This window comes from Verrucosispora sp. CNZ293, assembly GCF_002754655.1.
Genome location: NZ_PEFR01000001.1, coordinates 5,053,658 through 5,077,986, shown reverse-complemented (window position 1 = coordinate 5,077,986; position 24,329 = coordinate 5,053,658). Strand labels below are relative to the sequence as shown.

Here is a 24,329-nt window from a genome sequence, read left to right as displayed (position 1 = left end):
TCAGAGCTTCAGCGCCGCGGTGATCTGGCCGGCGGTGGCACCCGCGCCATCCATGTCGGCCCGGATCTCCTCGTCACTGACGTCGTAGTCCTTACCGGCAGACCCGACCGCCTCGGCGATCGCCCGCAGCGCGACGTTGAGTCGGGCCATGTCCTGGTCGAACCGCTCACGCACCTGCTGGAAGGAACCGGCACCAGCGCCCTTCCACTGGTCGTACAGCGGCGCGAGCTGGTCCATCAGCGAGTTGAGGTTGCCGGTGAGCCGATCGGCGACGGCATCGACGTCACCTTCGGTCTTCAGCATCAAGCCGGTGTCGGTGTTCATCGACATGGCGGAAGTCACCCCCGTCCTCAATTGATCGCCCCGATTCAGCGAGGCGCCCTGTCAGTCGGTGCTCGCGCACCATCGTCGTACGAACGGTAACGGGTCGTGTCCAGCCCGCGCTAGACCGCTACCCGTCCCGCATTTCCATTGTGGCTGGTCAGGTCACTCCGGGTCGAGCGCGAGTTTCGCCGTCGTCGGATCGAGTACCGGGCCCGCAGGCAGCCGAACCACCAGGCTGGCGGGCAGCCGAACCGGTTGCACACCCGGGTAACCGAGGATTGCGGGTACGCCCTCGGAGGCCAGCGGATAACGGTGGCCAAGGTCGGTGACCAGGTTGAGGGTGCCCGTCTCCTGGTCGGGGGAGGAGACCGCGGCGACCAGGACGCCGTAGCCCGGCTCGATGACGACCCGATCGGCAAGCGGGATGCCGTCACCTGTCTGCTCACCGGTGCGTACCGGTTCACGCACCGGTTGGACCTGGGCGTCGAGCAGCAGCGTCGGCTCGTCCGCGCCCGGTTGGTAGGCCGCGCAGATCGCCGGCTGGTCGCCGGTCAGCCGGGCGATCTCCGGCCGCTGCTCCGGCGCACGATGGCGTCCCTGGGCCGGCGGCGCCGCCTTCGGCGCGGCGGCAGCGGCACCGGCGGCCAGTTCGATCGGGTAGGGCCTCGCCTCTCCCGGGTACGCCAACTGCGTCTCCCCGTCGGCCATCACCACGTCCGCCTGGAGCGGGGTGAGCGGCACCAGCCTCGACCGTTCGGCGAGGTAGTACTGACGGCTGCCGCCCTGGCTCTCCACCACGAAAACCTGACCGACGCGGGCGTCCGGCAACGCGGTCGAAGGTGTCCCCCGGTCGACCACCCGCCGGGGCGCGATCGGCTCTCCGGCGGGCAGCGCGTTGAGCCACGCCCCACCGACCTCCACCACCGGCTCGGCGCTCATGGTGAGGCCCTCCAGCACGATCTTCTCGCTGCGGATCTCGTACCGATGGTCGTGCCAGACCAGGTGCAACCGTTCCGTCTTGCGGTCGCGGACCAGCAGCGCGCTGTCACCCGGCTCACGCCCGCCACCGGGTGCCCGGCCGACGGTGAGCACGGTGGTGGCGACGATGCCGCCGGCCGCGTTCCGGGCCGGCTGGGTGCAGAGCGTCCAAGGCCCGTCCAGGATTCGACCGGCCGGGGGCAGCGCGTCCGGGGCGAACGGAATGCCGATCCGTGGCCCACGCGGGGTGCCGACAAGCGAATTCCGGGAGACCGAGATGGTTGGTGCCGCCGTTTCCATGGCCAGCAGGGCGGAGGCGTAGTTGAGCACCGGGTGCAGCCGACCCTCCCGGTACAGGTAGCGGGTGCCGGTCTCCTTCTCGAGGATGACCGCACCGCCCTCCTTCCACTTGGTCGCGCCGCCGGGACGCAACAGGCCGTAGACCCCCACCGCGGCCAGACAGAGCACGCCCACCATGACGCTGGCGAAGCCGGCGCCACCCAGCCGGCGGAACGGCGCAGCCTCTGGATCGGGCTCGCGCGCCACAAGCGCGGAAGTCATCCGCTGGACGAAGAACTGGTATGACTGGACCTGGTCCCGCCGCGACGGCATGGCACCCCTCCCCTGGCGTACGCCGGCACGGTCACGAACTCCGGACCGCGGTGCCTACCATAGGCACGGCGTCGAGCCGCCCGGTGCCCGCATCCGGCGTCGGCCGGCGGGACCGACGACGGCAGCCCGAGGAGTCCTTCGATGATCAGTCGCGACGAGGCCCTGGCCATCGCCCGCGAATGGGCCAGCGCGGGCAAGCCGGGGCCCGCTCCCGAAGTGGACCTGTACGAGTTCGACCTCGGCTACGTCGTCTGGCGCGTGCTGCCGGAAACAGCCGTCGTCGACGGTGTACCTGTGCCGCCACCGTCGACGGGATATCCCCTAGCGGTCATCGACCGCGAAACCGGTGGCGTTTCCCAGTGGACCGCATTGTCCGCACCCACGGCGGCCGAGGAGTACGCGCTCTATCGCGCAGCCGAGGGACGCTTCCCTCCTGATGTGCGATACGTATTGGACCGGGCAGGCTGGTTTCCCGGCCGAGACGTGACTTCCGCAGTGAACCACTGGATGGTCCGCTTCGCCGACGAACTAGCCGGTCTGGAGTGTCCATCAGTCGTCCGGGCAGCACTGATCGAGTTCGGCGGCCTGGAACTGCCGCAGATCGATATACCCGGTGCGCCAGACGGCTTCACCAGCTATTTCTTTCCTACCTTGGGCGGCATCGTCACGGACAAAGCGCGTGCATTCGCCGAGGAGTTCGACAACCCGGTCTACCCGATCGGCAACAACGAGGACGGGCCGTCCGAACTGGTCGCCGACGCGCAGGGGCGGGTGTTCATGCTGCACTGGGCCGACGACTTCTTCGTCGGTCCGGACATCGACTCCGCCATCGTCAACCTGATCAGAGGTAACGAGATGTCCGAGGCCAGCGACCGCGACTGGTGAACGGCCCCACCCCCGGCAGCCGCCCGTGGCCGCCTTTCGCTGAGAGGGCCGTCCCAGGAGTCCTTCGATGATCAGCCGCGACGAGGCCCTGGCGATCGCCAGCGAATGGGCCGACGAGCGCCGGACCACATTCGACGTGACCCTGTTCGAATTCGACCTCGGTTACGTCGCCTGTCTGGTCGAACCGGTCGCCGCCGCGACCAATGGTCCGCACCTGCCGCCCCCGTCCACCGGGTATCCCCGAGCCGTCATCGACCGAGAGAGCGGCGAGGTTTCCCAGTGGCCCTCGCTGCCGTGGCAGACCATCGCCGAGCGGTACGCGCAGCGCCGGGCCGCCGAGGGGCGATTTCCGCCCGACGTGCGGTACGTGCTGGAGCAAGCCGGCTGGTTCCCTGGTCGTGATGCCACCGCGGCAGTCGATCATTGGATGGTCCGCTTCGCCGACGAACTGGCCGGGCTCGAATGCTCACCCGTCGCACGCGCCGCACTTGTGGAATTCGGCGGCCTACGGCTGCCTCAGTTCGGTCGGAGCGGCCGTCCGGGCGGCGGCTTCACGAGCTTCATCCACCCCACTCGTGGTGGGGTGGTCACGGACGCGGCCCGGGACTTCGCCGAGGAGTTCGACAACGCGGTGTACCCGCTCGGCAACAACGAGGACGGGCCGTCCGAGTTGGTCGTTGACGCGCAGGGGCGGGTGTTCATGCTGCACTGGGCCGACGACTTCTTCGTCGGTCCGGACATCGACTCCGCCATCGTCAACCTGATCAGAGGTAACGAGATGTCCGAGGCCAGCGACCGCGACTGGTGAGGCAGCCCCCTCAGCCGTTGATGGCGCGCATGAAGGCGTACAGGCCGAGCACGCTGCACGCCACAGGCACCACGGCCAACTGAAGCAGGATGTCGAACATGTCGCCGAGCCGGGCCAGTCGGGGAGACGGGGCGCGCCGGCTGTAGGCGAGCCCGGCTGCGGCCGACAACCCGGCCGCGACCAGGGCAACCGGCAACACGGCCAGCACCCGGGCACCGGTCGACGCGTCGGCCGCACCGACCAGGGGCAGCAGACCCAGGCCCACCAGACCGACGGCGAGCATCGGTACCCGGTGCCGGACCGTTGAGACCAGTCGGGCGCGCAGCAGATAGCCGAGCGAGATGATGCCGGCGAGCAGCAGCGCGGAGAGCGTGCCGGTCGCGGTGAGGACGATCAGGCCGGCGATGGTGACGACGAACGCCCCGAAGATCATGCCGGTGAAGACCTCGTCGGCTCGGGCGGTGGCCTGGTAGATCACTTCCCGCTTCGGCTGCGGTTCGTCGCGTAGCAGGTCCGCGGCGGTACGCGGCAACGCCGGCATCGGCATCTTTCCGAGCCGTACGGAGAGCAGCGGCATCGCCGGCAGCAGCAGCACCACGGCACCGACCACTATCGCACTGCCCTGTGCGGCGTCCATGGAGCCGAGGGCGATCAACCCGCCGACCATGCCCCAGAAACCGACGAAGACCGCCGCCACGAAGACCCTCGTCGCATCGCCCACGCCGAGCAGCCCGAGCAGCCCGGACAGCAGCAGCACCGCCGAGCCGAGCAGGACGTGCGGGGCGCCCAGCGCCCAGACCGACTCGCCCGTGCCGATCACCAGCACGCCGCCGACGAAGGCGTAGGGCAGACCCGCAGCGGCGACGACCGCGCCGGCGAGTGAGTCGGCCATCGCCCGGGACAGCACGATCCCGCAGACCAGCAACAGACCGGCCGCGCCGAGGGCCACCGCGCCGCCGAGCCAGCCGGGCTGATCGGATGTCACGATCACGACAAGGCCGAGCAGCAGCAGCACGCCGGCCACGATCAGGCCGGTCAGCCGGGTCGCGAACGGGCTCCAGGCCACCCCGCGTCGCCGGGCACCGTCGGCGACGGCCTCCATCAGGTCGTCGTACGCCAGTTCCGGCCATTCGGTACGTCGCGGCACCAGGTGCAGCGTCTCACCGTCGCGGACGTTCTGCGCGGCGAGCGTACGGGTCAGATCGATAGCGCTGCCGTCGCTGCGCCGCAACATCCAGCCACCGTGGCTGGTGCCGTCCGACGGTTCCTCGTCGGCCTGCCGCAGCACGGCGGGTAGCAGCCCGACGAGCGGCAGGTGCTCGGGCAGGGCGAGGTCCAACCGTCGGTTGGGAGCGACGACGGCGATGCGCGCGAGTCCGGTTCCGGCCTGGGTGACCACTGACGACCCCTCGGTACGAGGAGCGGGCCGGCGGGCCCGCGGCTGTCCTGACGGGCAAAGGCTACCTACCATGTGCCGGTGGCGCGGGGGGCGGTTCACCGCGGCGCACCAGACCCAGGAGAGACGACGGAGGTCTGTCACGTGAGCACGGTGGTCGTCAAGCGACCCGCCCGCCAGCCGGAGCCGGAGTATCCCTCCGGCGAAGTGCTGCTGGACGCGCCGCCCGAGGTGCCCGCACCGAGCGGTAAGGCGTGGGGGCAGATGCTGATGCTGCTGCCGATGCTCGCCGGCTCGTTCGCGATGGCCCTGATGTTCGCCGGTCGGGGCGGGTCGACCCTCGGCTACGTCACGGGTGGCCTCTTCGGACTCTCGGCCATCGGGATGCTCGGGTCCCAGCTGGCCAACAACTCGGGCGGGCCGGGCAAGCAGGAGATGTTGCAGAAGCGCCGCGAGTACATGACGCATCTGTCCCGTCAGCGGCGCCGCGTACTCAAGACGATCCGTAAGCAGCGGGAGGCGGCGTTCTACCGGCACCCGGACCCGGACGTCCTCTGGTCTCTCCCGCTCGGTCCCCGGCTGTGGGAGCGCCGGCGCGGCGATGTGGATTTCGCCACCGTACGCATCGGCCTCGGGCCGCAGGAGCTGGCGACTCCACTGGTGCCGCCACCGGCCACGTCGCTGGAGAAGCTGGAGCCGATGTGCGCGCTCGCGCTGCGCCGGTTCCTCACCACCTACGGTGAGGTGCCGGACCTGCCGGTGACCATGGCCCTGAACGGATTCGCCCGGGTGCATCTGCGCGGCGACACCGACGCCGCCCGGGGCATGGTCCGATCGGTGCTCGCCCAAGCGACAGCGTTCCACGCGCCCGACGACATGCTCGTCGCGATCTGCGCGGCGCCGGACCGGCGGGCCGACTGGGAGTGGACGAAGTGGCTGCCGCACGCCCTGCACCCGTCGCGCACCGACGCGCTCGGCCAGTTGCGTCTGGTGGCACCCTCGGTCACCGGCCTGGAGGCGATGCTCGACGACGTGCTGGCCAGTCGGCCCCGGTTCAACGCCAGTGGCGGTACGCCCCAGGTCGCCGGTCCGCACGTGCTTGTGGTGATCGACGGCGGCGACACCGCCGGTTCGGACCACCTGATGACCGAGGGCGGGGTCGAGGGCGTCACCCTGCTCGACCTGTCCACTCCAGCGCCGCGCCTGCTGGATCGGGCGCGCCTGGTGCTTGAGGTGACGGCGGAACGTCGGCTGCACAGCATCACCGTGGATGGTCAGGCCGAGATCGGCCGCGCCGACGACTGCCGGGTGGCCGAGCTTGAGGCGTTGGCCATGCAGCTGGCCCCGCTGCGGCTTTCCGCCGCCTCCCGGGGCAGCGGTGACACTCCGCTGACCACCGAGCTGGGCCTGGCCGAGTTGCTCGACATCGGCGATCCGTACGAGTTCGACGTGGACCGGGCCTGGCAGCCACGCCCCAACCGCGACAAGTTGCGGGTGCCGATCGGGGTGGGTGCCGACGGCGGGCCGGTGGAGCTGGACCTCAAGGAGTCGGCGCAGGACGGGATGGGTCCGCACGGGCTGCTCATCGGCGCTACCGGCTCCGGCAAGTCCGAGCTGCTGCGCACCCTGGTCCTGGCGTTGGCGGCCACACACTCCTCGGAGAGCCTCAACTTCGTGCTCGTCGACTTCAAGGGTGGTGCCACCTTCACGCGGCTGGACGGCCTGCCGCACACCAGCGCGGTGATCACCAACCTGGCCGACGAACTGCCCCTGGTCGACCGGATGACCGATTCCATAAACGGCGAGCTGGTCCGTCGGCAGGAACTGCTTCGCGCGGCCGGCAACTACGCCTCCCAGCGTGACTACGAGAAGGCGCGGGCGGCGGGCGCACCGCTGTCTCCGCTGCCGAGCCTGCTCATCATCTGTGACGAGTTCTCCGAGCTGCTGACCGCGAAGCCCGACTTCATCGACATGTTCGTGCAGATCGGCCGGGTCGGCCGCTCCCTCGGCGTGCACCTGCTGCTGGCGAGCCAGCGATTGGAGGAGGGCCGGCTGCGGGGACTCGACACCCACCTGTCGTACCGGATCGGTCTGCGGACCTTCTCCGCGATGGAGTCCCGAGTGGTGCTGGGGGCCACCGACGCGTACGAGCTGCCCCGGTCACCTGGCCACGGGTACCTGCGGTTCGGCACCGAGCCGCTGATCCGGTTCAAGGCCGCGTACGTCTCCGGCGTCTATCGGAGCAAGACCGCGGCGGCGGTGGCGGCCGGCGACGGCGAGGACCGGGTCCGCGAGTACACCACCAGCTACGTCGCGCCGCCGGTGAGCCGTGCGCCGAAGGAGGAGATCGCACCGGAGCCGACCGACGGGGTGGGCGAGAGTGTGCTCGACATCCTGGTCGGCCGACTCGCCGGCCGGGGCAAGCCCGCGCATCAGGTGTGGCTTCCCCCGCTGGCCGAGCCGCCGACGTTGGATCAGCTGCTGCCACCGATGACCGCCGATCCCGCCCGGGGCATCACCGTCGCGCACGCCGGCCTGCTCGGCGAGTTGCAGGTCGCGGTCGGCATCGTCGACAAGCCTTTCGACCAGCGACGCGACGTGCTCTGGTTCGACCTGGCCGGGTCGGCCGGCCACGCGGTGATCGTCGGCGGCCCGCAGAGTGGCAAGAGCACGCTGCTCCGGACTGTCGTCACCGCCCTGGCGCTGACCCACACCCCGCGCGAGGCCCAGGTCTACTGCCTCGACCTGGGCAGCAGTGCGCTGTCGTCGCTGCGCGACCTGCCCCACGTCGGGTCGGTGGCGACCCGCCTGGACGCCGGCCTGGTCCGGCGTACCGTCGCCGAACTGCAACTGCTGATGGGCGAGCGGGAGCGGCGGTTCGCCGAGCGTGGCGTGGACTCGATGGCCGAGTACCGGCGGGCCCGGCGGCACGGTCAGCACGACGACGACCCGTTCGGCGACGTATTCCTGATCATCGACGGCTGGGCCACCTTGCGGGCGGAGTTCGAGGACCTGGAACCGACGATCAACGACATCGCCAACCGTGGGCTGTCCTTCGGCATCCATCTGATCGTGACCGCGAGTCGCTGGATGGACCTGCGGCCGGCGGTCCGGGACGTCTTCGGCACCCGGCTGGAGTTGCGGCTGGCCGATGCCAGTGACTCCAACCTGGACCGGCGGGCGGCGATGAACGTCCCGGAGAAGTCACCGGGTCGGGGAATCACCCCGGACGGGCAGCAGTTCCTCGCAGCGCTACCGCGAGCGGACGGCGCGCAGGAGGCGGAGAGCCTGTCCGAGGGGGCGCGGAAGCTGGTCACCGAGCTGGCCGCCGCCTGGCAGGGGCCGGGAGCGCCGCCGATCCGGCTGCTGCCGCCGGTGGTGCCGTACGGCAGTCTGCCGAGCACCGGCCGGCCCGGGATCCCCATCGGTATCGCCGAGGTGGATCTCCAACCGGTGCAGGTGGACTTCGCCGCCGACCCGCACTTCATGCTGTTCGGCGACGGTGAGTCGGGTAAGAGCACCTTCCTGCGTGCGCTGGCGCAGACAATCGTGGACCGCAACGAACTGACCGAGGCGCGGCTGGTTCTCGTCGATTACCGGCGTAGCCTGCTCGGGGACATCGACACGCCGCACCTGATCGGGTACGGCTCGACCGCGCAGGTCACCGAGGGCATCATCTCCGAGGTGGCCGCGGTGATGCGTGACCGGCTGCCACCGCCGGACATCAACGCCGAACGGTTGCGGGCCCGCGACTGGTGGAAGGGTCCCGACCTGTATGTCCTTGTCGACGACTACGACCTGGTGGCGGGTGCCGGCAGCAACCCGCTGACGCCGCTGCTGGAGTTCCTGCCCCAGGCTCGGGACATCGGCCTGCACGTGGTCATCGCCAGGCGTACCGGTGGTGCCAGCCGGGCGCTCTACGAGCCGGTGCTGATGCGGCTTCGGGAGATCAGCACGCCGGGCATCGTGATGTCCGGCAACCGGGACGAGGGGGTGCTGCTCGGCACCGTCCGGCCGGGACCGCTGCCACCGGGCCGGGGTTGGCTGGTGTCCCGGCGGGGCGGTACCCGGTTGGTGCAGTTGGTGCACCTTCCGCCGCGCTCCTGAGCCCGGTACGGGGTTGCCCGATCAGGCTACTGTCGGCCAGAGTGGACTTACGGTGCGCGGCTGCAAAACCCCCCGACATGTCGGAGGAGGAAGCAGCCGCGCCGGCATCGTGTGAGCGAACGGGGGAGGGAACATGGGCGACGAGTGGCTCGTCGACGAACAGATCGACGTCGACATCCAGCAGCTGAAGGATTTCGCGCTGGCCATCCAGAAGGAAATGGAGCAGAACTTCCAGCCCAGTTTTGACAATGGCCTCCGGCCCATGCTGACCGTGCAAGCGCCGTTCGGCGGCGGCGGGATGAAAGAGGCCGCGTTCTTCCGAGGGCGGCACGACGAGAGCCGGATGGCCGTTTCCCAGCTGATGGGCGATGTGATGAAGGGTCTCGTCGCCCTCAGCACGGCCGCCATGTCGATCTCGGCGGAGTACCTCACCGGGGACGCGCTTGCCGAGGCCACCAACGCTGACGTTTACAACGCATTCTCCGCGGTGGACGGCCAGGAGACGCTCAGCGGTCTCTGGCAGCAGGGCGAGGGGGATCCCACGGGCAGCATCCCCGAGGAGGCCGTCAACCCGACGCCCCTGTCGCCCTACGAGGGCATGGACTCCTGCCCCACCGGCGACCAGCGCGAGGAAGCCCCGCAGTGGGCTGAGCGAGAGGTCGTCGGGGAGGGGTCCGGTGCATACGTGATTCAGGGCGATTCGGAGCAGATGCACGGTGATCACCTCGCGCTGGACCAGACGAGCATGCGGTGATGGTCGGCTCGGGCGCGGAAGCTGAGGAGCGGGGATGAGCGACTACTACGGCTGGCAGCCGCCCAGCTACCACATGTACTCCGGAGTGTCGGATGACTATGCGGCCGAGCGGGCTGCCCAGTCCACGCCGTACGAGCCCACGGTCTGGGGCGACGTCACCATCGAGCAGATGTGGGAGTACGTCCGCAAGGAGAGCGACGAGCGCACCACGGCGCTGGCCGACATGTGGCGGCGGGCGGCCAGCCTGCTACAGACCACCCGGGACAATCTCCAACGCCACGCCGAGGCTCTCAACGCAAAGTGGAGTTCACCGGCCGCCCGGGTCTTCATGTCCCGGGTGGGCGCGACGCTGCACTCGCTCGACGAGTGGAGGGACGTGGCCAGCAACAACGCCACCGGCCTCGACCAACTCGCCAGCAAGATCGGGACTGCTCAGCAGAGCATGAAGGAGCTCTGGCAGGAGTACCAGGCAGAGCAACGACGGCAGCAGAGAATTTACGACGAGGACAAGGCCGAAATCACCCTTGGCGACATACTCGGCGACAAACACAAGTCGCACGAGGAGGTTCAGCAGGAGTTCCACCAGCGCGCCAGGGACATCGCCAAGCCGCTGGCCGATCTTTACATCGACGTCTACATCTCCAACATCTCCCGGGGTGGGAAGTTCAAGGGCCCGACGGACGCGGTCATCAACAACCCGGGGATGCCCGGCGGGCCGGGAGCGCGACCGGCGGCACCCGGTACGCCCGGGCCGGCGCCGAATCGTCCCGGCATGCCCAACCGCCCCGATCTGCCAGCTCGGCCCGGCGGGGGCGACGCGCCGACCGGGGCGACGCCACCACCGCCACCCAATCTTCCGGAGGGCGTCGGTCTGGCCGGCGGCGCGGCAGCGCCGGTCGCCCCACCGCCGACCGCGCCGCCGGTGACCACCGCACCCACCGCCCCGGTGACGCCCGGCCCGGTGGTGCCGCCGGTGGCCCCGCCTGGGCCGCGACCGGGCAACCCCGGCCTGTCCGCACCGAATTCAGCGCGACCGAACGCACCACGGACCACCCTGCCGGGTGCGGGCGGTCCCGGCGCGCCCGGTGGTCGTGGGCCGGGCCCCAACCGGCCCACCCTGCCCGGTGCCGGCGGTCCGGGCAGCGGGTCCGGGGCACCGGGAGGTGGCCGGCGGGGTACCGCGCCGAACCGCCCGACCCTGCCCGGCAACACCGGCAGCGGCGCCCCCGGCGGTGGCCGGGGCCGGCCGGGTCTGGGCAGCCGTCCAGGTGCTGCGACCACCCCGCCGCCGTCGAGCCCACGTCTGCCCGGCTCCACCGCCCGCCCCGGTCAGCGCGGTGCCGCCCCCGGGCGTCCCGCCGCACCGCCGCCGAGCCTCGGCGGTCAGCGCGGTGCCGCGCCGGGCACGCCGCCCAAGGCCGGTTCCCCGCTGAGCGGCAAGCCCACGCCCGGCAAACCGGCGGCGGGCAAGCCGGTGACCGGCGGGAGCACCGCCGGCGCCCGGCCCGATCTGAGCGGACGCGCCGGGGCGGGCACCGGCCGACCCGCGCCGACCACCGGGCCGGCTCCCTCGCTGGGTGGCCGACGCGGTGGGCCGACCACCCCGGCTCCGCGTAAGGGTGCGCCGCGCGACGGCGACCAGGAGACCTGGGAGTACGGCGACGGCGACGACGAGCTCTGGGTCACCGAATCGTCAGCCGTGGGTGTCGTGGAGGCTCCGACGGAGCACCGGCCCCGGGAGCAGGGCAAGGCCCTCGGTCAGGGCTGACGCGGTACGGGTCGGTCACCCGGTCATGGGTGGCCGGCCCGTACCATGCAGTGACCGTCCAACCTGGCCGTCCCGGCTATGGCCCGACAGAGGAAGGTAGACGGGCATGCGTGTCCTCGCCCGACCGGCAGCCATCTTGGCGATCGCCGCCGCGAGTGTTCTGGCGACCGTGGGGCTGCCTGCGGCACCCGCCCTGGCCGATTCCACCAGGGACAAATTGTGGCACCTGAAGGCTCTGGAGATACCTGAGGTGCACAAGATCACTCAGGGTGAGGGTGTCGTGGTGGCGGTGATCGACACCGGGGTGGACGCGAAGCACCAGGACCTCAAGGACAACGTCCTGCCCGGGGTCGACTTCTACGACGACGATGCCAAGGGCCGGGTCGACCGAGTGGGCCACGGCACCGCCGTCGCTTCGTTGATCGCCGGTCACGGACACGGGCCGGGCAAGCGCGACGGCGTGCTCGGCATCGCCCCGAAGGCCAAGGTCCTCCCGGTGACCATCAAGAGCGAGCGGAGCCCGCTGATCCAGCCGACCGCCATCGCCGCGGGGATCAACTGGGCCGTCGACCACGGGGCCGACATCATAAACGTCTCGCTGTCCAGCAGCTTCAACGACGAGCTGAACCGGGCCGTGGAACGGGCCTACCAGCGAAACGTGGTAGTCGTCGCGTCCGTCGGCAATCGTAAGGATTCGATAATTGGCAACCCGGCCTCACACCGGAGCGCCATGGCTGTCAACGGCACCGCCCGCAACGGCAGGATCAGCAAGGAGGCCGCCCTGCCGGCCGAACAGGTCGACATCGCCGCGCCGGGCGAGGAGATCACTCATGCCATCCCCGGCAACAGCTACGAAACCGGGCTCGGCAGCAGCCTCAGCACGGCCCTCGTCTCCGGCGCGCTGGCGTTGGTGAGGGCCGAGTATCCGGACCTGAACGGCTACGAGATGTTCCAGCGCGTGTTGGAGACCACTCGTGATGAGGGCGAGCCGGGCCACGACCTGCACTACGGGTGGGGCGCACTCGACATCCGGCAGGCCTTGACAGGTGAACCGGATGGCCGGGGCACCCGCTCCAACGCCACTGCGCCGGGCGCCGGTGGTGTGCCGCAGCGGGTCGACCCTCGCGAACGCGAGGACGGCATCCTGGTCTTCGTGTGGGCGGTGATCATCGCCGTGCTCCTGCTCATCGTCGGCGGGATCGTGGGCACCGTCATGCTGCTGCGGGGCCGTGCACGCAAACGCCAGGCGGAGTCGACCGACGAGGATCTACCGGACGAGATGTCGGCAGTTCCCGGATCTGGCGCGTCGGCGGCAGGAGGCCCGACGACGTCGGCCGGCAGCACCGGTCAGCCCGCAGACAGAACCGACGACGCGGTCTGGCAACGCCCGCCCGGCTGAGCCGACCGTCCCGAGGAGGCATCCATGTCGTCAGCCGCGCCAGCCGGCCAGTCGCCCAACCTCGGCCCGGCCCCGGGTACGTCTCCCAGCGAGCCCACGCCGACGCCACGCCGCCGCCCTGTCGTCGTCACCATCGCCGCCCTGCTGATGGTCCCCTCGATCGTCGTCTGGCTGATCGCCGGGATCGCCTTCTTCCGGGCGATGCTGCGGGCCGAAGGCGACGGGCTGGGCAAGTTCCTGGTGGTGGGCATCGGTGCGGGCATACTGGCGATCGCGTTGCTGGTGGTGCTGCTCGCCTCCCTCGGGATCCTCATGGCCTGGACCGGCGACAACCCGGCGGGGCTGAGCGTGCCGGCCGGGTTCACCTTCGGGCTCTTCGTCGTCGTCATCGTCACGCTGCTGGCGCAGGGCAAGCTCAGTTACCACCCGACGATGGTCACGCCGCTGGTCGTGGGTGGCCTCGCCGGTGTCTCGCTCGGTCTGATCAAGAGCCCGCCAGCGCGGGCCTGGTTCGCCGGCCGGAATCGCTGAACCGACCGACGACGCGCGGCGTGATGACCACCGGGGCGGCCTCGGGAGTTCTGTGACCAGGGCCGCTGCCGCTCGCCGTCACCCGGCTGGTTCAGGCCGGGGACCAGCGGCGGCCGGCTGCGTCGAAGCGGGCCAGCAGTTCGTCGCGCCCGTCGGCGTGCAGGCAGTGCAGCTCGGTCCCGTCAGGTACGACAAGCGACTCCATCCGTGGCTGCCCGCGCCCCCACTCCTCGGGTGTCGCCTCGCCGGGAGGCCAGCGCAGCACAGCCACCCACTCGTCGGACTCCTCGAAGGGTGAGCCCTCGCCGAGCAGCCCCAACCGTCGGTACAGCCGGGTCGGTGTGTCGCGTCCCGGTCCGTGCCAGGCGTGCACCAGCCCGGCTGCCCGGTCGTACCCGTCGTCCAGGTAGGACGTCAGATAGCGGTGCGGGATGACAAGCTGCAGGAGCAGCGGCGCGGTGGGGTCGGGCCCGTCGTCGGCGGATTCCGGTGCCGGACGGGGCACCGGTACGCCCACCGTCGACGGGTCGGCGTACCTGGCCGTGTCGCGGCGCAGCTGCTCCTGCTCGGCCGCCTCGTTGATCACGTGTCGCAGCTCGCCGAGCCAGTCCCGCAACGTCAGCAGCGCCTCGCCGGGAAGCGCCGCCGCCAGCGGCGTCTCCGGGTTGAGCAAGAGCTGCCAGGAGAGGTCCGGCCAGTGGTCGGTGAGCTGAAGACTGCTGACCACCACCAGGTCACGATCGCCGAGCGCCTGTCGCAGGCGGGCTTCCGAGCTGAACACGGGCAGGCTGGCCCGGCCCTGTTCGTCGGGAAAGGTCCACCACGGAAACTCCGGATCGGACAGGTCACGCGTCGCCGAACCCGCCGGATCCACCGGCAGCACCAGCTGGGCCCGGAGCAGGGCGGACATCAGGGCGTTCGGGTCCTGCCGCCGGACCGCCTCGCGGAGCGGCCGCTCGGCCTCCACCACGGGCGCGGTCAGGGCGCGAAGCTCGTCGGCAGTCAATCGGATGCCGATCGGCAGGCCGGCGTTGATCGCCAACAGCCATTCGTCGTCGGGCCACTCGACGGCGATGTCGACAAGACCCGACACCTGGTAACTCACCGATCGGCCGGGCATCCCGGCGGCGATGGCCGTCGGTGAGGTGTACCCGAGCACGTGGGTCACGCCCTCGTGCTGGGCGGTCGGCCACGCCATCGTCTCCCGTCCGGCCGCCGCAGCCGGTGACACGGGCAGCAGCAGCGGACCGGCGACCAGCTCGGTGAGGAATCCTTCCCGGTCGTCGGCCTCGACGGCGGCCAGCAGCGCCTGCTCGGCGGCCGTGGTCGGCTGCCAGCCGGTCACCAGGTGCCGTCCGCGCGTACCCGGGCCGGTCGACGACCCAGCACCAGCGTGGTGAGTGCCTCGTCGAGATCGGCGCCGAGGAACCAGTCACCTGTGTGGTCCAGCACGAACACCCGGCCATGCTCGTCGAGAGCCAGAATGCCGGTGCCGTCGCCCTCCTCGCCCAGCGGGCTCAGCGGCGCGCCGATCGCCTCGGCCAGCTCGGCGAGGGTCTCCACCGAGTGCCGTACCAGGAACGGATCGAGGTGGAAGTCGCTCGGTACGACCTGTTCGCCCTCGCCCTGCGGGCTCACCCGCAGCCCACCGAACTCGGCGTACGCCTCGATCGCCCGGGCGGTGACGGTGTGCTGACGACCGCCGGGCGTGGCGTGCGCGGCGATCCGCAGTCCCCACTCACGGCCCCGGCCCTCGTCGACGCGGTCGGGCGACCACCCGGCGGCGGTGAGGGTCTGCGCCACCAGGGGCGGAAAGCGTTCGCTCATGCCAGCGCCTCCACACCGAACCAGTCGAGCAGGGCGGCGCAGGAGCGGCAGGGCGGCTGAACCTCGCCGTGGCGCGGGTCACCCTCCTCGCGTACCCGGGTCACCCGGATCTTCGCCCCCCAGAGCAGGGCACGGGACCGGGCGGCGTCCAGCGGCGGCCCCCCGGCCTCGGCGGCGTAGAGCCGGTCGGAGATCAGCACCGCCTCGGCGCACCAGCCGGCGTAGCGCTCCCGCTGCTCGGCGGGGAGCCCGTGCAGGAAGCGCCGCACCACCGGATGCAGGTCGGGCGCCAGATCGCCACGTACCGAGGTGTGCGTGTGGACGGTGCCGTCGGTCAGCAGGGCACCGGCCGCCAGCGGCAGCATCCGTGGCTGCGCCATCCGTCCTCCCGCACGTCGAAAGGGGACCATCGGCGAGGGTTTCGCCCGCCCCGCACGCGAGCCTAACCGTCGTCGTCGGTCCGACGGGTGGTGCGTCGGGGTACCACTGGCATCGAGGGGCTCACACCACCTCGACCGCCTGGGATATCGTCGGTCCAGCCCTCTCTTCGCCGTCCAGAGCCGGAGCCATGACGCGCACCCTTCTCGTCTCCCCGGATCAGCCCGGCGCCTACCCGTCCATCGGGGAGGCGCTGGCGGTGGCCAGCGACGACACGGTCGTCTCGGTCAGCCCCGGCACCTACCACGAGGCCCTTTTCGTCAACGACCGTGGTGTCAGCGTGGTCGCGGCGCAGGGCCCGGGCACGGTCACCATCGACGCCTCCTCCGGGACGTACCCGACGGTGTCCTGCAACTCGGGTCGGCTGGAGTTGCGCGACCTGACCCTCAAGGCGGGTGACGCCCCGGTCGTGGTGGCGGACCGGGCGAAGCTCACCATGACCGGCTGCGAGCTGAGCGCCGGCTTCGGCGCGGCGATCCAGGTGGCCGGCCGCTCGGAGTTCACGCTGAGCCGCTGCCGGGTGACCGGCGGGCGCTACGGCCTGGTGGTGGAGGACTCCGACGGCAGCGTCGAGGGCTGCGAGTTCACCGACCTCAGCGAGGACGGCATCATCGTTCGGATCGGCGCGGCCCCGACCATCCGCACCAGCACGGTGACCCGCTGCGGCAACCGTGGCATCTACGTCTACCAGTACGGTCGGCCCGTCATCGAGACCTGCGACATCTCCCAGACCGGGCAGGCCGGCGTGGCGGTGGTCCACCAGAGCGCTCCGGTGCTGCGTCGCTGCCGGATCCGTGACACCCGCGGCCCGGCGGTCTCCTTCGCCCGTGGCTGCCGAGGCACCGTCGAGGAGTGCACCACGGAGAACACCGGCCAGCCCGCGATCGAGATCGCCGAGGGGGCCGAGCCGACAGTCGTCGAGGGCGCCGTCAACCGGAAGGCCGCCTTCGGCGCCGACGCCGCCCGTGCCACCACCGGTCAGGACGCTGCCCGGGTGGAGAAGCTGCTGGCCGAGCTGGCGGCGATGGTCGGCCTGGAGTCGGTGAAGGAGGAGGTCCGCGCCCTCATCGACGAGATCCAGGTCAACGAGTGGCGACGCAGCGCCGGGCTGCCCGTCGGCGCGGTCAGCCACCACCTGATCTTCGCGGGTGCCCCCGGTACCGGTAAGACCACTGTGGCGCGCATCTACGGTGACCTGCTGGCGGCGCTTGGCGCACTACCCGGTGGGGCTTTCCGCGAGGTCTCCCGACGTGACCTGGTCGGCCAGTACATCGGCCATACCGCCGAGAAGACCGCTGCGGCGTTCGAGCTGGCGCGGGGCGGCGTGCTCTTCATCGACGAGGCGTACACGCTGTCCCGGTCGTCGGGCACCGGCGGCGACTTCGGCCAGGAGGCCATCGACACGCTTGTCAAGTTGATGGAGGACCACCGCGACGAGATCGCGGTGATCGCGGCCGGTTACACCGGCGAGATGCTGCAGTTCCTCGATGCCAACCCCGGTCTGGCCTCCCGCTTCGCCAAGACTGTGGAGTTCGGTAACTACTCCCCGGAGCAGTTGGTCGTCATCGTGGAGCGGATGGCCGGCGGCGACGAGTACCTGCTCGCCGACGGCGTCTCCGAGGTGCTCCGCGAGCACTTCGGTGCCATCGAGCGGGACCAGAACTTCGGCAACGCCCGCGAGGCACGCAAGCTCTTCGAGGGCGTCCGCAAGGCGCAGGCGCAGCGGTTGCGGCAGTCCGGCCAACGCCCGAGCCTCGACGAGTTGCGGACCGTGGCCGTGGCCGACGTCCGCGCCGCGATCGGGCGATGACGATGCCGCGCCGGTCAGGGAGGGACGTGCGGTGACGCATCCGGGTGCGGCCCAGCCGGGCGAGCCGGGTTGGCAGCATCACCCGGGGGCGGCGGCACCGCCGCCGCAGCAGCGCGGGGCGCAGCCCCAGCAGCAGGGTGCGACACCGGCGCCGACCCTCGGCGGGGCCGGCCCGGGCCACACCTGGGCGACACAGCGCGGGCAGGGGCGGGCAACCGTCGGCACCGCGTACACCAGTCAGGCCGCCGCGGCGTCCGCCACCGTCGCCGCGCCCGCCGCCCGGGTGCCGCAGAGCCGCGTCGTACCGCAGGCCACGGCCGCACCGGCAGGACAGCCCGTCGCCGAGGTCGCGGCTGCCGACGCTGTTCCGGTAGTACGCCCACACCGGCGGCAGCCCCGCGTCGGTGGGATCCACCTGGCCCAGCTTCTGGCCTGGCAGGCCGGCGCGGCGGCGGTGCTGGCGGCCAGCCCGCACGGCATGCCGCTGACCGTCGCCGTGGCCGCCGTCATTGTGCTGCTGCTCTCCCCCACTGTGGTGCGCCACCGGGGCCGGTGGCTGCACCAGTGGCTGGCCGTGTGGTGGTCGTACCGGGGGCGGAGCCGACAGCTGGTCGATGCCGGGTCCGACGGCCCCTGGCAGCTGCTGAGCCACCTGGAGCGCACCGTCGAGTTGGATCAGGTCGAGATCGACGACCAGCCGGCCGTGCTGCTGACCCACCGGGGCGGGCTCAGCGCCGTGCTGGAGGTCGATCCGACCGAGGGCGCGCTGCTCATGGGCGCGCCGCAGGCCCTGCCGTCGCCTGTGGCGTTGCTGCCGGCCGCCGACCCGAAGACACCAGTGGTGACGGTCCAGGTGCTGATCCAGGTGACCCCGGCTCCACGCGCCCGCGCGGCGGCGGTCGACCGGGCGTACCGCGAACTGACGAACGGTGGTGTCCCGGCCAGCCGGCAGGCGTGGGTGGTGCTCCACGCTCCGCGTACCCCTGATTTCCACGCCGACCGCGACCTGCGGCCGGCACTCACCGCGGCGATCCGCCGGACCCGGCGGCAGCTCCGGCAGGAACGGGCGACGGCCCGCCTGCTCAATCGCGACGAGGTGCTCGCCGCGGTCGCCCAGCTGACCCATCTCACGGGCGGCGTGGTGGGCACGGACCGGCCGCTGGCCCGGGAAGGCTGGCGCAACGTGTCGGTGCAGGGTGTCCCGCAGAGCTGTCATCGACTGCTCGCCTGGCCCAGTCGGGCCTGGGAGCTGGACCCGCTGCTGCGCGGGCTGCCGGCTGCGGCCGGTGTGGTGTCCATTTCGGTGGCTCGGGAGAGTGGTCGACCGGGTGACGACGACGCCCTGGTGGAGGTGGCGTTCCGGCTCATCGGTGCCGACCCGGCCGCGTTGGCCGCCGCTGATCGGGCCCTCGACCAGGCGATCCGCGAACACGGTGGCCGCCTGCAGAGACTCGACGGTGAGCACGCCCACGGCGTGGCCGCCACCCTGCCGTTGGGAGGCTTCCTGCGGTGAACAGCGTCTCCTTTCCCGGTAGCCGGATGGGGCTGCACGTGGCAGACGGTGCCGCGGTCGCCGGTCTACGACTTGTCGCCGGTGGCGGCGGGCTGGTCGTCGGCCGCAACCGTCAGCAGGAGCCGGTGGGGTTGCGGGTGTTCCGGGCCGAGCCGACCCGGCTGATGCTGACCGGCGGCGTACGCGCGGCTGAACTGCTCGCCTTCCGGTCCCTGGCGTTGGGCGCCCGGCTGTTCATTCAGACCGCCCGGGAGCAGGAGTGGGACGCCTTCCTGAGGCGCTGCGTGATCGGTCGGGAGATTGTCTCGTTCCTGCCGCCAGGTGTCGCTCCGCCGGTGCCGGCCACGCCTACCGAACCGCAGCTCGTGGTGATCGATACCGGCCCGGTGACCGGGCCGGACACCAATCTCAGTGCACCCTGGCGGGCCACCCTGGTGGTCCGCGACGATCTGGCCGGGTGGGATGTCGAGGTCCTGGTACGCAGCGACATCGTGGTGCTCCAGCGGCTCACCGAGGCCGAGGCGGCCACCGCCGCGAACGCCCTCGGGCTGGCCAGCGTGCAGAGCTGGTTCACCCAGCTGCACCCGGAGATGGTCGGTCTGATCACCAAGGGCCGGGTGCAGTGGGTGATGCTCAGCATGACCGGCACCGAGCGTCAGCTGATCGGCCCGGTCGCCCGGGGCGGCTGAGCGAGGACCGGCATCACGGTCTTTCCCGCATTGGTACACCCGGCGGCTCCCCCCTGGACACCGGTGCCGCTTATCCTCCGACGGTCTACTCCCTTCGGAGGCCGCATACATGCAGCGCACAAGAAGTACACGACTACTCACAATCCCGGGCGTACTGGTCACCGCCACCACGCTCATCCTCTCCAGTGGCACCACCGCCTTCGCGGACCCGGCGACGACGCCGTTCATCAGTGAGATCCACTACGACAACGTCGGCACGGACACCGGTGAGGCGATCGAGATCGAGGCCCCGGTCGGCTTCGACCTGACCGGCTGGCAGATCGTCCTCCACAACGGTGCCAACGGCTCGGCGTACGGCACCAGGACGTTGAGTGGTGCGGTGCCGGCCGCCGGCGTGGTCGTCGAGTCGTACCCGACCGACGGCATTCAGAACGGGGCACCCGACGGCGTCGCGCTCGTCGCCCCCGGCGGCGAGGTCGCCGAGTTCCTGACCTACGAGGGCACCTTCACCGCCGTGGGCGGGGCGGTGAACGGTCGGACCGGCGTCGACATCGGTGTGCAGGAGACGGCGTCCACCCCGGCGGGCCACTCGCTCCAGAAGATCGAGGGCAGCTGGCAGGCGGCGGCCCCGAACACCTTCGGGGTACGCAACACCGCGTCGGACCCGGACCCGGACCCTGATCCGACCGGCTGCACCGTCACCGTCGACCACACCATCGCCGAGGTGCAGGGCGGTGGTGCCGCCACGCCTGTCGCCGGTAGCCGGGTGACAGTGGAGGGCATCGTCACCGCCGACCACCGCACCGGTGGTTACAACGGGGTGTACGTGCAGACGGCCGGCAGTGGTGCGGAGCGCTCGGTGGCCGCCGGAACCGCCTCGGACGGCATCTTCGTGTACCTCACCACGAACACCGCCAACCATCCGGCTGTCGCGATCGGCGACCGGGTACGGGTCAGCGGTACGGCCAGCGAGTTCAACGGTCTCACCCAGCTGACCATCGCGGCCCGGACCGACGTCCAGGTCTGCGCCCAGGGCGCACCGCTGCCGGCACCGGTCCCGGTCGAGTTCCCGCTGGACGAGGCGGCTCGCGAGTCGGTCGAGTCGATGCTCGTGGCACCGGTCGGCGCGTACGCCGTCGCCGAGGTGTACAACACCAACAGGTACGGCGAGGTGGCGCTCGCCGCCGGTGACCAGCCGGCCCGGACGCCCACCGACGTGGCCCGGCCGGGCTCGGCCACCGCGCAGGCGCTGGCTGCCGAGAACAAGCTGCGTCGCCTGCTGGTGGATGACGGCCGGACGACGAACCTGGCCACCGCCGGGTTGCTGCCGCCGTACGTCTCGCCGACCAGCCCGCTGCGGGTCGGCGACTCGGTGGAGGCGTTCGGCCCGTCGGTGCTCTCGTACGGCTTCAACGAGTGGCGCCTGCAGCCGACCCGCCCGGTCGACGCGGACACCCCACCGGCCGACCGGACCACGTTCAAGACCACGAACCCGCGTACCGCCGGCCCCGTCGACGTCGGTGGCGACCTGCGGGTGGCCAGCTTCAACGTGCTCAACTACTTCGTTCACTTCGGTGGCGACGCCCGGGGTGCCGCCGACGAGGCGGCGCTGGCCAAGCAGGAGGCGAAGATCGTCTCGGCGATCAGTGCGCTGAACGCCGACGTGGTGGCGCTGGAGGAGATCGAGAACTCGGTCCGGTTCGACACCGAGGACCCGCAGCAGGCACTCAAGCGTCTGGTCGCCGCCCTGAACAGCAAGGACGGCGCGGGCACCTGGGACTACGTCCGTACTCCGGCCGACCTGCCCGGCGCGGCCGAGCAGGACGTCATCACCACGGCGATCATCTTCAAGCCGGCCAAGGCGCAGTCGAAGGGCCCGTCGCGGTCGGTGAACGACGAGACGGTGTGGTTCAACGCCCGCGAGCCCATCGCGCAGACGTTCACCGCCGGCTCGGTGGACTTCATCGTGGTGGCCAACCACTTCAAGTCCAAGAGCGGTGCCGGCACCGGCGACAACGCCGACGCCGGGGACGGCCAGGGCGGGTGGAACGGCGACCGGGTCCGGCAGGCCACCGCGCTGGCCAACTTCGTGGACCAGGTCAAGGCGGCCAGCGGCACCGACAACGTGCTTCTGCTGGGTGACTTCAACGCGTACACCCAGGAGGACCCGATGCAGGTCCTCTACGGCAGGGACTACCGCAACCTCAACGACACCGGGAAGACCAGTTACGTCTTCAACGGCGAGTCCGGCTCGCTCGACCACGCGCTCGCCTCGCCGTCGCTGGCGTCGCGGGTCACCGGGGTCGACGTGTGGCAGATCAACGCGGTCGAGTCGTACGCCTTCCAGTACGACGGCCTGGCCGCGTTCTTCGCGCCGGATCCGTACCGGGCCAGCGACCACAACCCGCTGGTGGTGGGCATCGACACCGGGTCCGCATCCGGTCCGGTGGACCTCCAACTGCTGAGCATCAACGACTTCCACGGCCGGCTGGAGTCACCGGCCACCGTGGGTGGTCAGCCGGTCGGCGGTGCTGCCCAGCTCGCCGGGCTTGTGGGTCAACTGCGGGCGGAGAACCCGAACACCGCGTTCGTCTCCGCCGGTGACAACATCGGCGCCTCCACCTTCATCTCGGCGATCGACGATGACAACCCGACGATCGACGCGTTGAACCAGATGGGTCTGACCACCTCGGCGGTGGGCAACCACGAGTTCGACAAGGGCATGGCGGACCTGACCGGCCGGGTGACCGAGCGAGCCGACTTCCCGCACCTGGGCGCGAACGTGTATCGGGGTAACGAGCGGGCACTGCCGGCGTACTCGGTGCACAACATCGGCGGCGTCCAGGTCGGCTTCGTCGGCGTGGTCACCGAGCAGACCGGCTCGCTTGTCAACCCGGACGGCATCGCCGGGATCACCTTCCGGGAGCCGGTCACCGAGGCCGACGCCGTGGCACGCCAGCTCAAGGACGGCGACCCGGCCAACGGCGAGGCCGATCTGGTGGTGCTGCTGGCGCACGAGGGTGCCGCGACGGAGAACATCGACTCACCCGAGGCGTTGGCGAACGACCCCGTCTTCGGCAAGTTCACCCGGGCCGACGCCAGCATCGACGTCATCTTCAGCGGGCACACCCACCAGCCGTACGCCTTCGAGGTGCCGATTCCCGGCACCGACAAGCTGCGGCCGATCGTCCAGGCCGAGGACTACGGCAAGCGCCTGGGCAAGGTCACGCTCACCTTCGACCCGGAGTCGGGGTCGGTGACCTCCGCCGACGCGTCCCTGGTGGATGTCGTCGGCGCTCCCCAGGACCCGGCGGTGGCGGAGATCGTGGCCGCGGCGAAGGTCCGGGCGCAGGAGTTGGGCCAGCGCAAGCTCGGTGAGATCACCGCCGACATCCGGCGGGCGTACACCGACGGCAACGAGGATCGGGGTAAGGAGTCGGCGCTTGGCAACTTCATCGCCGACGTGCAGCTCGCCGGCACCCGTGACGCCGGTCGGGGCGGGGCGCAGATCGCGTTCATGAACCCGGGTGGTCTGCGGGCCGACCTGCTGTACGGGGACGACGGCACGGTGACCTACGCCGAGGCCTTCGCCGTCCAGCCGTTCGCCAACGACGTGGTCACCAAGACCTACACCGGCGCGGAGATCAAGCAGGTGCTGGAGCAGCAGTGGCAGCCGGCGGGCGCGTCCCGCCCGGTGCTGTGGCTCGGCGTGTCGGAGGGCTTCAGCTACACCTACGACCCGCAGGCCGCCCAGGGCTCACGGATCACCTCGATGCGGTTGAACGGCACGCCTGTCGATCCGACGGGTAGCTACCGGGTCACGGTGAACTCGTTCCTCGCCGCCGGTGGGGACAACTTCACGGCGCTCGGTGGCGGCACCAACCCGGTGACCACCGGCGACAACGACCTCACCATGCTGGTGAGCTACTTCGCCGCCAACTCGCCGGTCACGGCGGACACCGAGCCGCGTTCGTCGATCGGTCAGGGCGGGCCGGAGTGCACCACCACGATCACCGGCAAGCACTCCCGGCCGCTGCTCGTGACCACCGGCCTGACCTGCGTGGACAACGCCACGATCGCCGGTCCGGTGTCGATCGCCGCAGGGGCGTCCCTGCGGGTGACCGGCGGCACCATCAACGGCCCGGTCTCCGCCACCCGGCCGGTGCTGTTCGAGTTGTCGGGTACGAAGGTCTCCGGTCCGGTCACGGTGGCCGGCGCCACCGGCGACCTGAAGATCAGCAAGGCTCGGATCAACGGGCCGGTGACGCTTGTCGCCAACCTCGGTGGGGTGCGGGTCGACGAGGTCACCGTCAGCGGCCCGGTGAGTGTGACAGGCAACTCCGGCAGCCAGCCGGTGGTCGTCGCCGCGAACACCGTCAGCGGGCCACTGGCCTGCTCGGGCAACACGCCGGCCCCGGTGAACGAGGGTCGGTCGAACACGGTGCGGGGCCCGGCGTCGGGTCAGTGCGCGCGCCTGTGACAGGCAGTTG

17 protein-coding genes are annotated in these 24,329 nt (G+C 71.0%); 11 read left to right on the top strand and 6 right to left on the bottom strand.

Annotation, left to right across the window (positions count from 1 at the left end; translation table 11 throughout):
• Both CLT74_RS23195 and eccB read right to left on the bottom strand, forming a co-directional pair.
• Nucleotides 1-330, bottom strand: a complete 330-nt coding sequence (locus CLT74_RS23195; protein ID WP_093411131.1) for a WXG100 family type VII secretion target — start codon at nt 328-330, stop codon at nt 1-3.
• Between the two features lie 156 nt (nt 331-486).
• Nucleotides 487-1,914, bottom strand: coding sequence for a type VII secretion protein EccB (gene eccB / locus CLT74_RS23190; protein WP_099848819.1), 1,428 nt, complete (start codon nt 1,912-1,914; stop codon nt 487-489).
• A 141-nt stretch (nt 1,915-2,055) separates the two neighbouring features.
• On the opposite strand from eccB, the gene CLT74_RS23185 reads away from it, so the two are divergent.
• Nucleotides 2,056-2,799 (top strand): SUKH-3 domain-containing protein, encoded by a 744-nt coding sequence (locus tag CLT74_RS23185; protein WP_099848817.1) that lies wholly within the window; start codon nt 2,056-2,058, stop codon nt 2,797-2,799.
• 67 nt (nt 2,800-2,866) lie between these two features.
• A complete protein-coding gene (locus tag CLT74_RS23180) occupies nt 2,867-3,607 on the top strand; it encodes an SUKH-3 domain-containing protein (protein ID WP_099848815.1) in 741 nt (246 codons plus the stop codon).
• A gap of 10 nt (nt 3,608-3,617) precedes the next feature.
• On the opposite strand, the gene eccD is transcribed toward CLT74_RS23180, so the two are convergent.
• Nucleotides 3,618-5,006 carry a type VII secretion integral membrane protein EccD gene (gene eccD, locus CLT74_RS23175; RefSeq protein ID WP_099848813.1) on the bottom strand — a complete coding sequence of 463 codons (1,389 nt, stop codon included), beginning with the start codon at nt 5,004-5,006 and terminating at the stop codon, nt 3,618-3,620.
• 141 nt (nt 5,007-5,147) lie between these two features.
• Here eccD and eccCa point away from each other — a divergent pair, with 141 nt between their 5' ends.
• From eccCa to CLT74_RS23150, 5 genes are all read left to right on the top strand, one after another.
• Nucleotides 5,148-9,110 (top strand): type VII secretion protein EccCa, encoded by a 3,963-nt coding sequence (gene eccCa, locus CLT74_RS23170; RefSeq protein WP_099848812.1) that lies wholly within the window; start codon nt 5,148-5,150, stop codon nt 9,108-9,110.
• 133 nt (nt 9,111-9,243) lie between these two features.
• Nucleotides 9,244-9,864: a hypothetical protein gene (locus CLT74_RS23165; RefSeq protein ID WP_099848810.1), complete on the top strand. Its 621-nt coding sequence runs from the start codon at nt 9,244-9,246 to the stop codon at nt 9,862-9,864.
• Nucleotides 9,865-9,898: 34 nt separating this feature from the next.
• On the top strand, nt 9,899-11,632 hold the full coding sequence (locus CLT74_RS23160) for a hypothetical protein (RefSeq protein WP_099848808.1): 1,734 nt from the start codon (nt 9,899-9,901) through the stop codon (nt 11,630-11,632).
• Between the two features lie 106 nt (nt 11,633-11,738).
• A complete protein-coding gene (locus tag CLT74_RS23155) occupies nt 11,739-13,031 on the top strand; it encodes a S8 family serine peptidase (protein WP_099848806.1) in 1,293 nt (430 codons plus the stop codon).
• Between the two features lie 24 nt (nt 13,032-13,055).
• Nucleotides 13,056-13,562 (top strand): hypothetical protein, encoded by a 507-nt coding sequence (locus CLT74_RS23150; protein ID WP_099848804.1) that lies wholly within the window; start codon nt 13,056-13,058, stop codon nt 13,560-13,562.
• A 91-nt stretch (nt 13,563-13,653) separates the two neighbouring features.
• On the opposite strand, the gene CLT74_RS23145 is transcribed toward CLT74_RS23150, so the two are convergent.
• The 3 genes from CLT74_RS23145 to CLT74_RS23135 are packed head-to-tail and all read right to left on the bottom strand — an operon-like array spanning nt 13,654 to nt 15,754.
• Entirely contained in the window at nt 13,654-14,910 is a 1,257-nt protein-coding gene (locus CLT74_RS23145) for an SseB family protein (protein ID WP_099848802.1), read from the bottom strand.
• On the bottom strand, nt 14,904-15,389 hold the full coding sequence (locus CLT74_RS23140; protein ID WP_099848800.1) for an SUKH-3 domain-containing protein: 486 nt from the start codon (nt 15,387-15,389) through the stop codon (nt 14,904-14,906). The genes CLT74_RS23145 and CLT74_RS23140 overlap by 7 nt, the downstream gene beginning before the upstream one ends.
• A complete protein-coding gene (locus CLT74_RS23135) occupies nt 15,386-15,754 on the bottom strand; it encodes a YwqJ-related putative deaminase (protein ID WP_486582754.1) in 369 nt (122 codons plus the stop codon). Before CLT74_RS23135 ends, CLT74_RS23140 begins: the two co-directional genes overlap by 4 nt.
• Before the next feature lie 203 nt (nt 15,755-15,957).
• On the opposite strand from CLT74_RS23135, the gene CLT74_RS23130 reads away from it, so the two are divergent.
• The 4 genes from CLT74_RS23130 (at nt 15,958) to CLT74_RS23115 (ending at nt 24,319) form a co-directional block, all read left to right on the top strand.
• Nucleotides 15,958-17,637: a right-handed parallel beta-helix repeat-containing protein gene (locus CLT74_RS23130; RefSeq protein ID WP_099848796.1), complete on the top strand. Its 1,680-nt coding sequence runs from the start codon at nt 15,958-15,960 to the stop codon at nt 17,635-17,637.
• 31 nt (nt 17,638-17,668) lie between these two features.
• Complete coding sequence (gene eccE, locus CLT74_RS23125; RefSeq protein ID WP_099848794.1) at nt 17,669-19,150, top strand: type VII secretion protein EccE; 1,482 nt, start codon at nt 17,669-17,671, stop codon at nt 19,148-19,150.
• Nucleotides 19,147-19,839, top strand: a complete 693-nt coding sequence (locus CLT74_RS23120; RefSeq protein ID WP_143697200.1) for a hypothetical protein — start codon at nt 19,147-19,149, stop codon at nt 19,837-19,839. The genes eccE and CLT74_RS23120 overlap by 4 nt, the downstream gene beginning before the upstream one ends.
• A gap of 109 nt (nt 19,840-19,948) precedes the next feature.
• A complete protein-coding gene (locus CLT74_RS23115; RefSeq protein WP_486582546.1) occupies nt 19,949-24,319 on the top strand; it encodes an ExeM/NucH family extracellular endonuclease in 4,371 nt (1,456 codons plus the stop codon).
• The last annotated feature ends 10 nt before the right edge of the window (nt 24,320-24,329 follow it).

Coding starts and splice junctions, on each gene's coding strand:
- CLT74_RS23195 (WP_093411131.1), bottom strand. CDS start 330: ATGTCGATGAACACCGACACCGGCTTGATGCTGAAGACCGAAGGTGAC.
- eccB (WP_099848819.1), bottom strand. CDS start 1,914: ATGCCGTCGCGGCGGGACCAGGTCCAGTCATACCAGTTCTTCGTCCAG.
- CLT74_RS23185 (WP_099848817.1), top strand. CDS start 2,056: ATGATCAGTCGCGACGAGGCCCTGGCCATCGCCCGCGAATGGGCCAGC.
- CLT74_RS23180 (WP_099848815.1), top strand. CDS start 2,867: ATGATCAGCCGCGACGAGGCCCTGGCGATCGCCAGCGAATGGGCCGAC.
- CLT74_RS23165 (WP_099848810.1), top strand. CDS start 9,244: ATGGGCGACGAGTGGCTCGTCGACGAACAGATCGACGTCGACATCCAG.
- CLT74_RS23160 (WP_099848808.1), top strand. CDS start 9,899: ATGAGCGACTACTACGGCTGGCAGCCGCCCAGCTACCACATGTACTCC.
- CLT74_RS23155 (WP_099848806.1), top strand. CDS start 11,739: ATGCGTGTCCTCGCCCGACCGGCAGCCATCTTGGCGATCGCCGCCGCG.
- CLT74_RS23150 (WP_099848804.1), top strand. CDS start 13,056: ATGTCGTCAGCCGCGCCAGCCGGCCAGTCGCCCAACCTCGGCCCGGCC.
- CLT74_RS23140 (WP_099848800.1), bottom strand. CDS start 15,389: ATGAGCGAACGCTTTCCGCCCCTGGTGGCGCAGACCCTCACCGCCGCC.
- CLT74_RS23135 (WP_486582754.1), bottom strand. CDS start 15,754: ATGCTGCCGCTGGCGGCCGGTGCCCTGCTGACCGACGGCACCGTCCAC.
- CLT74_RS23130 (WP_099848796.1), top strand. CDS start 15,958: ATGACGCGCACCCTTCTCGTCTCCCCGGATCAGCCCGGCGCCTACCCG.
- CLT74_RS23115 (WP_486582546.1), top strand. CDS start 19,949: ATGCAGCGCACAAGAAGTACACGACTACTCACAATCCCGGGCGTACTG.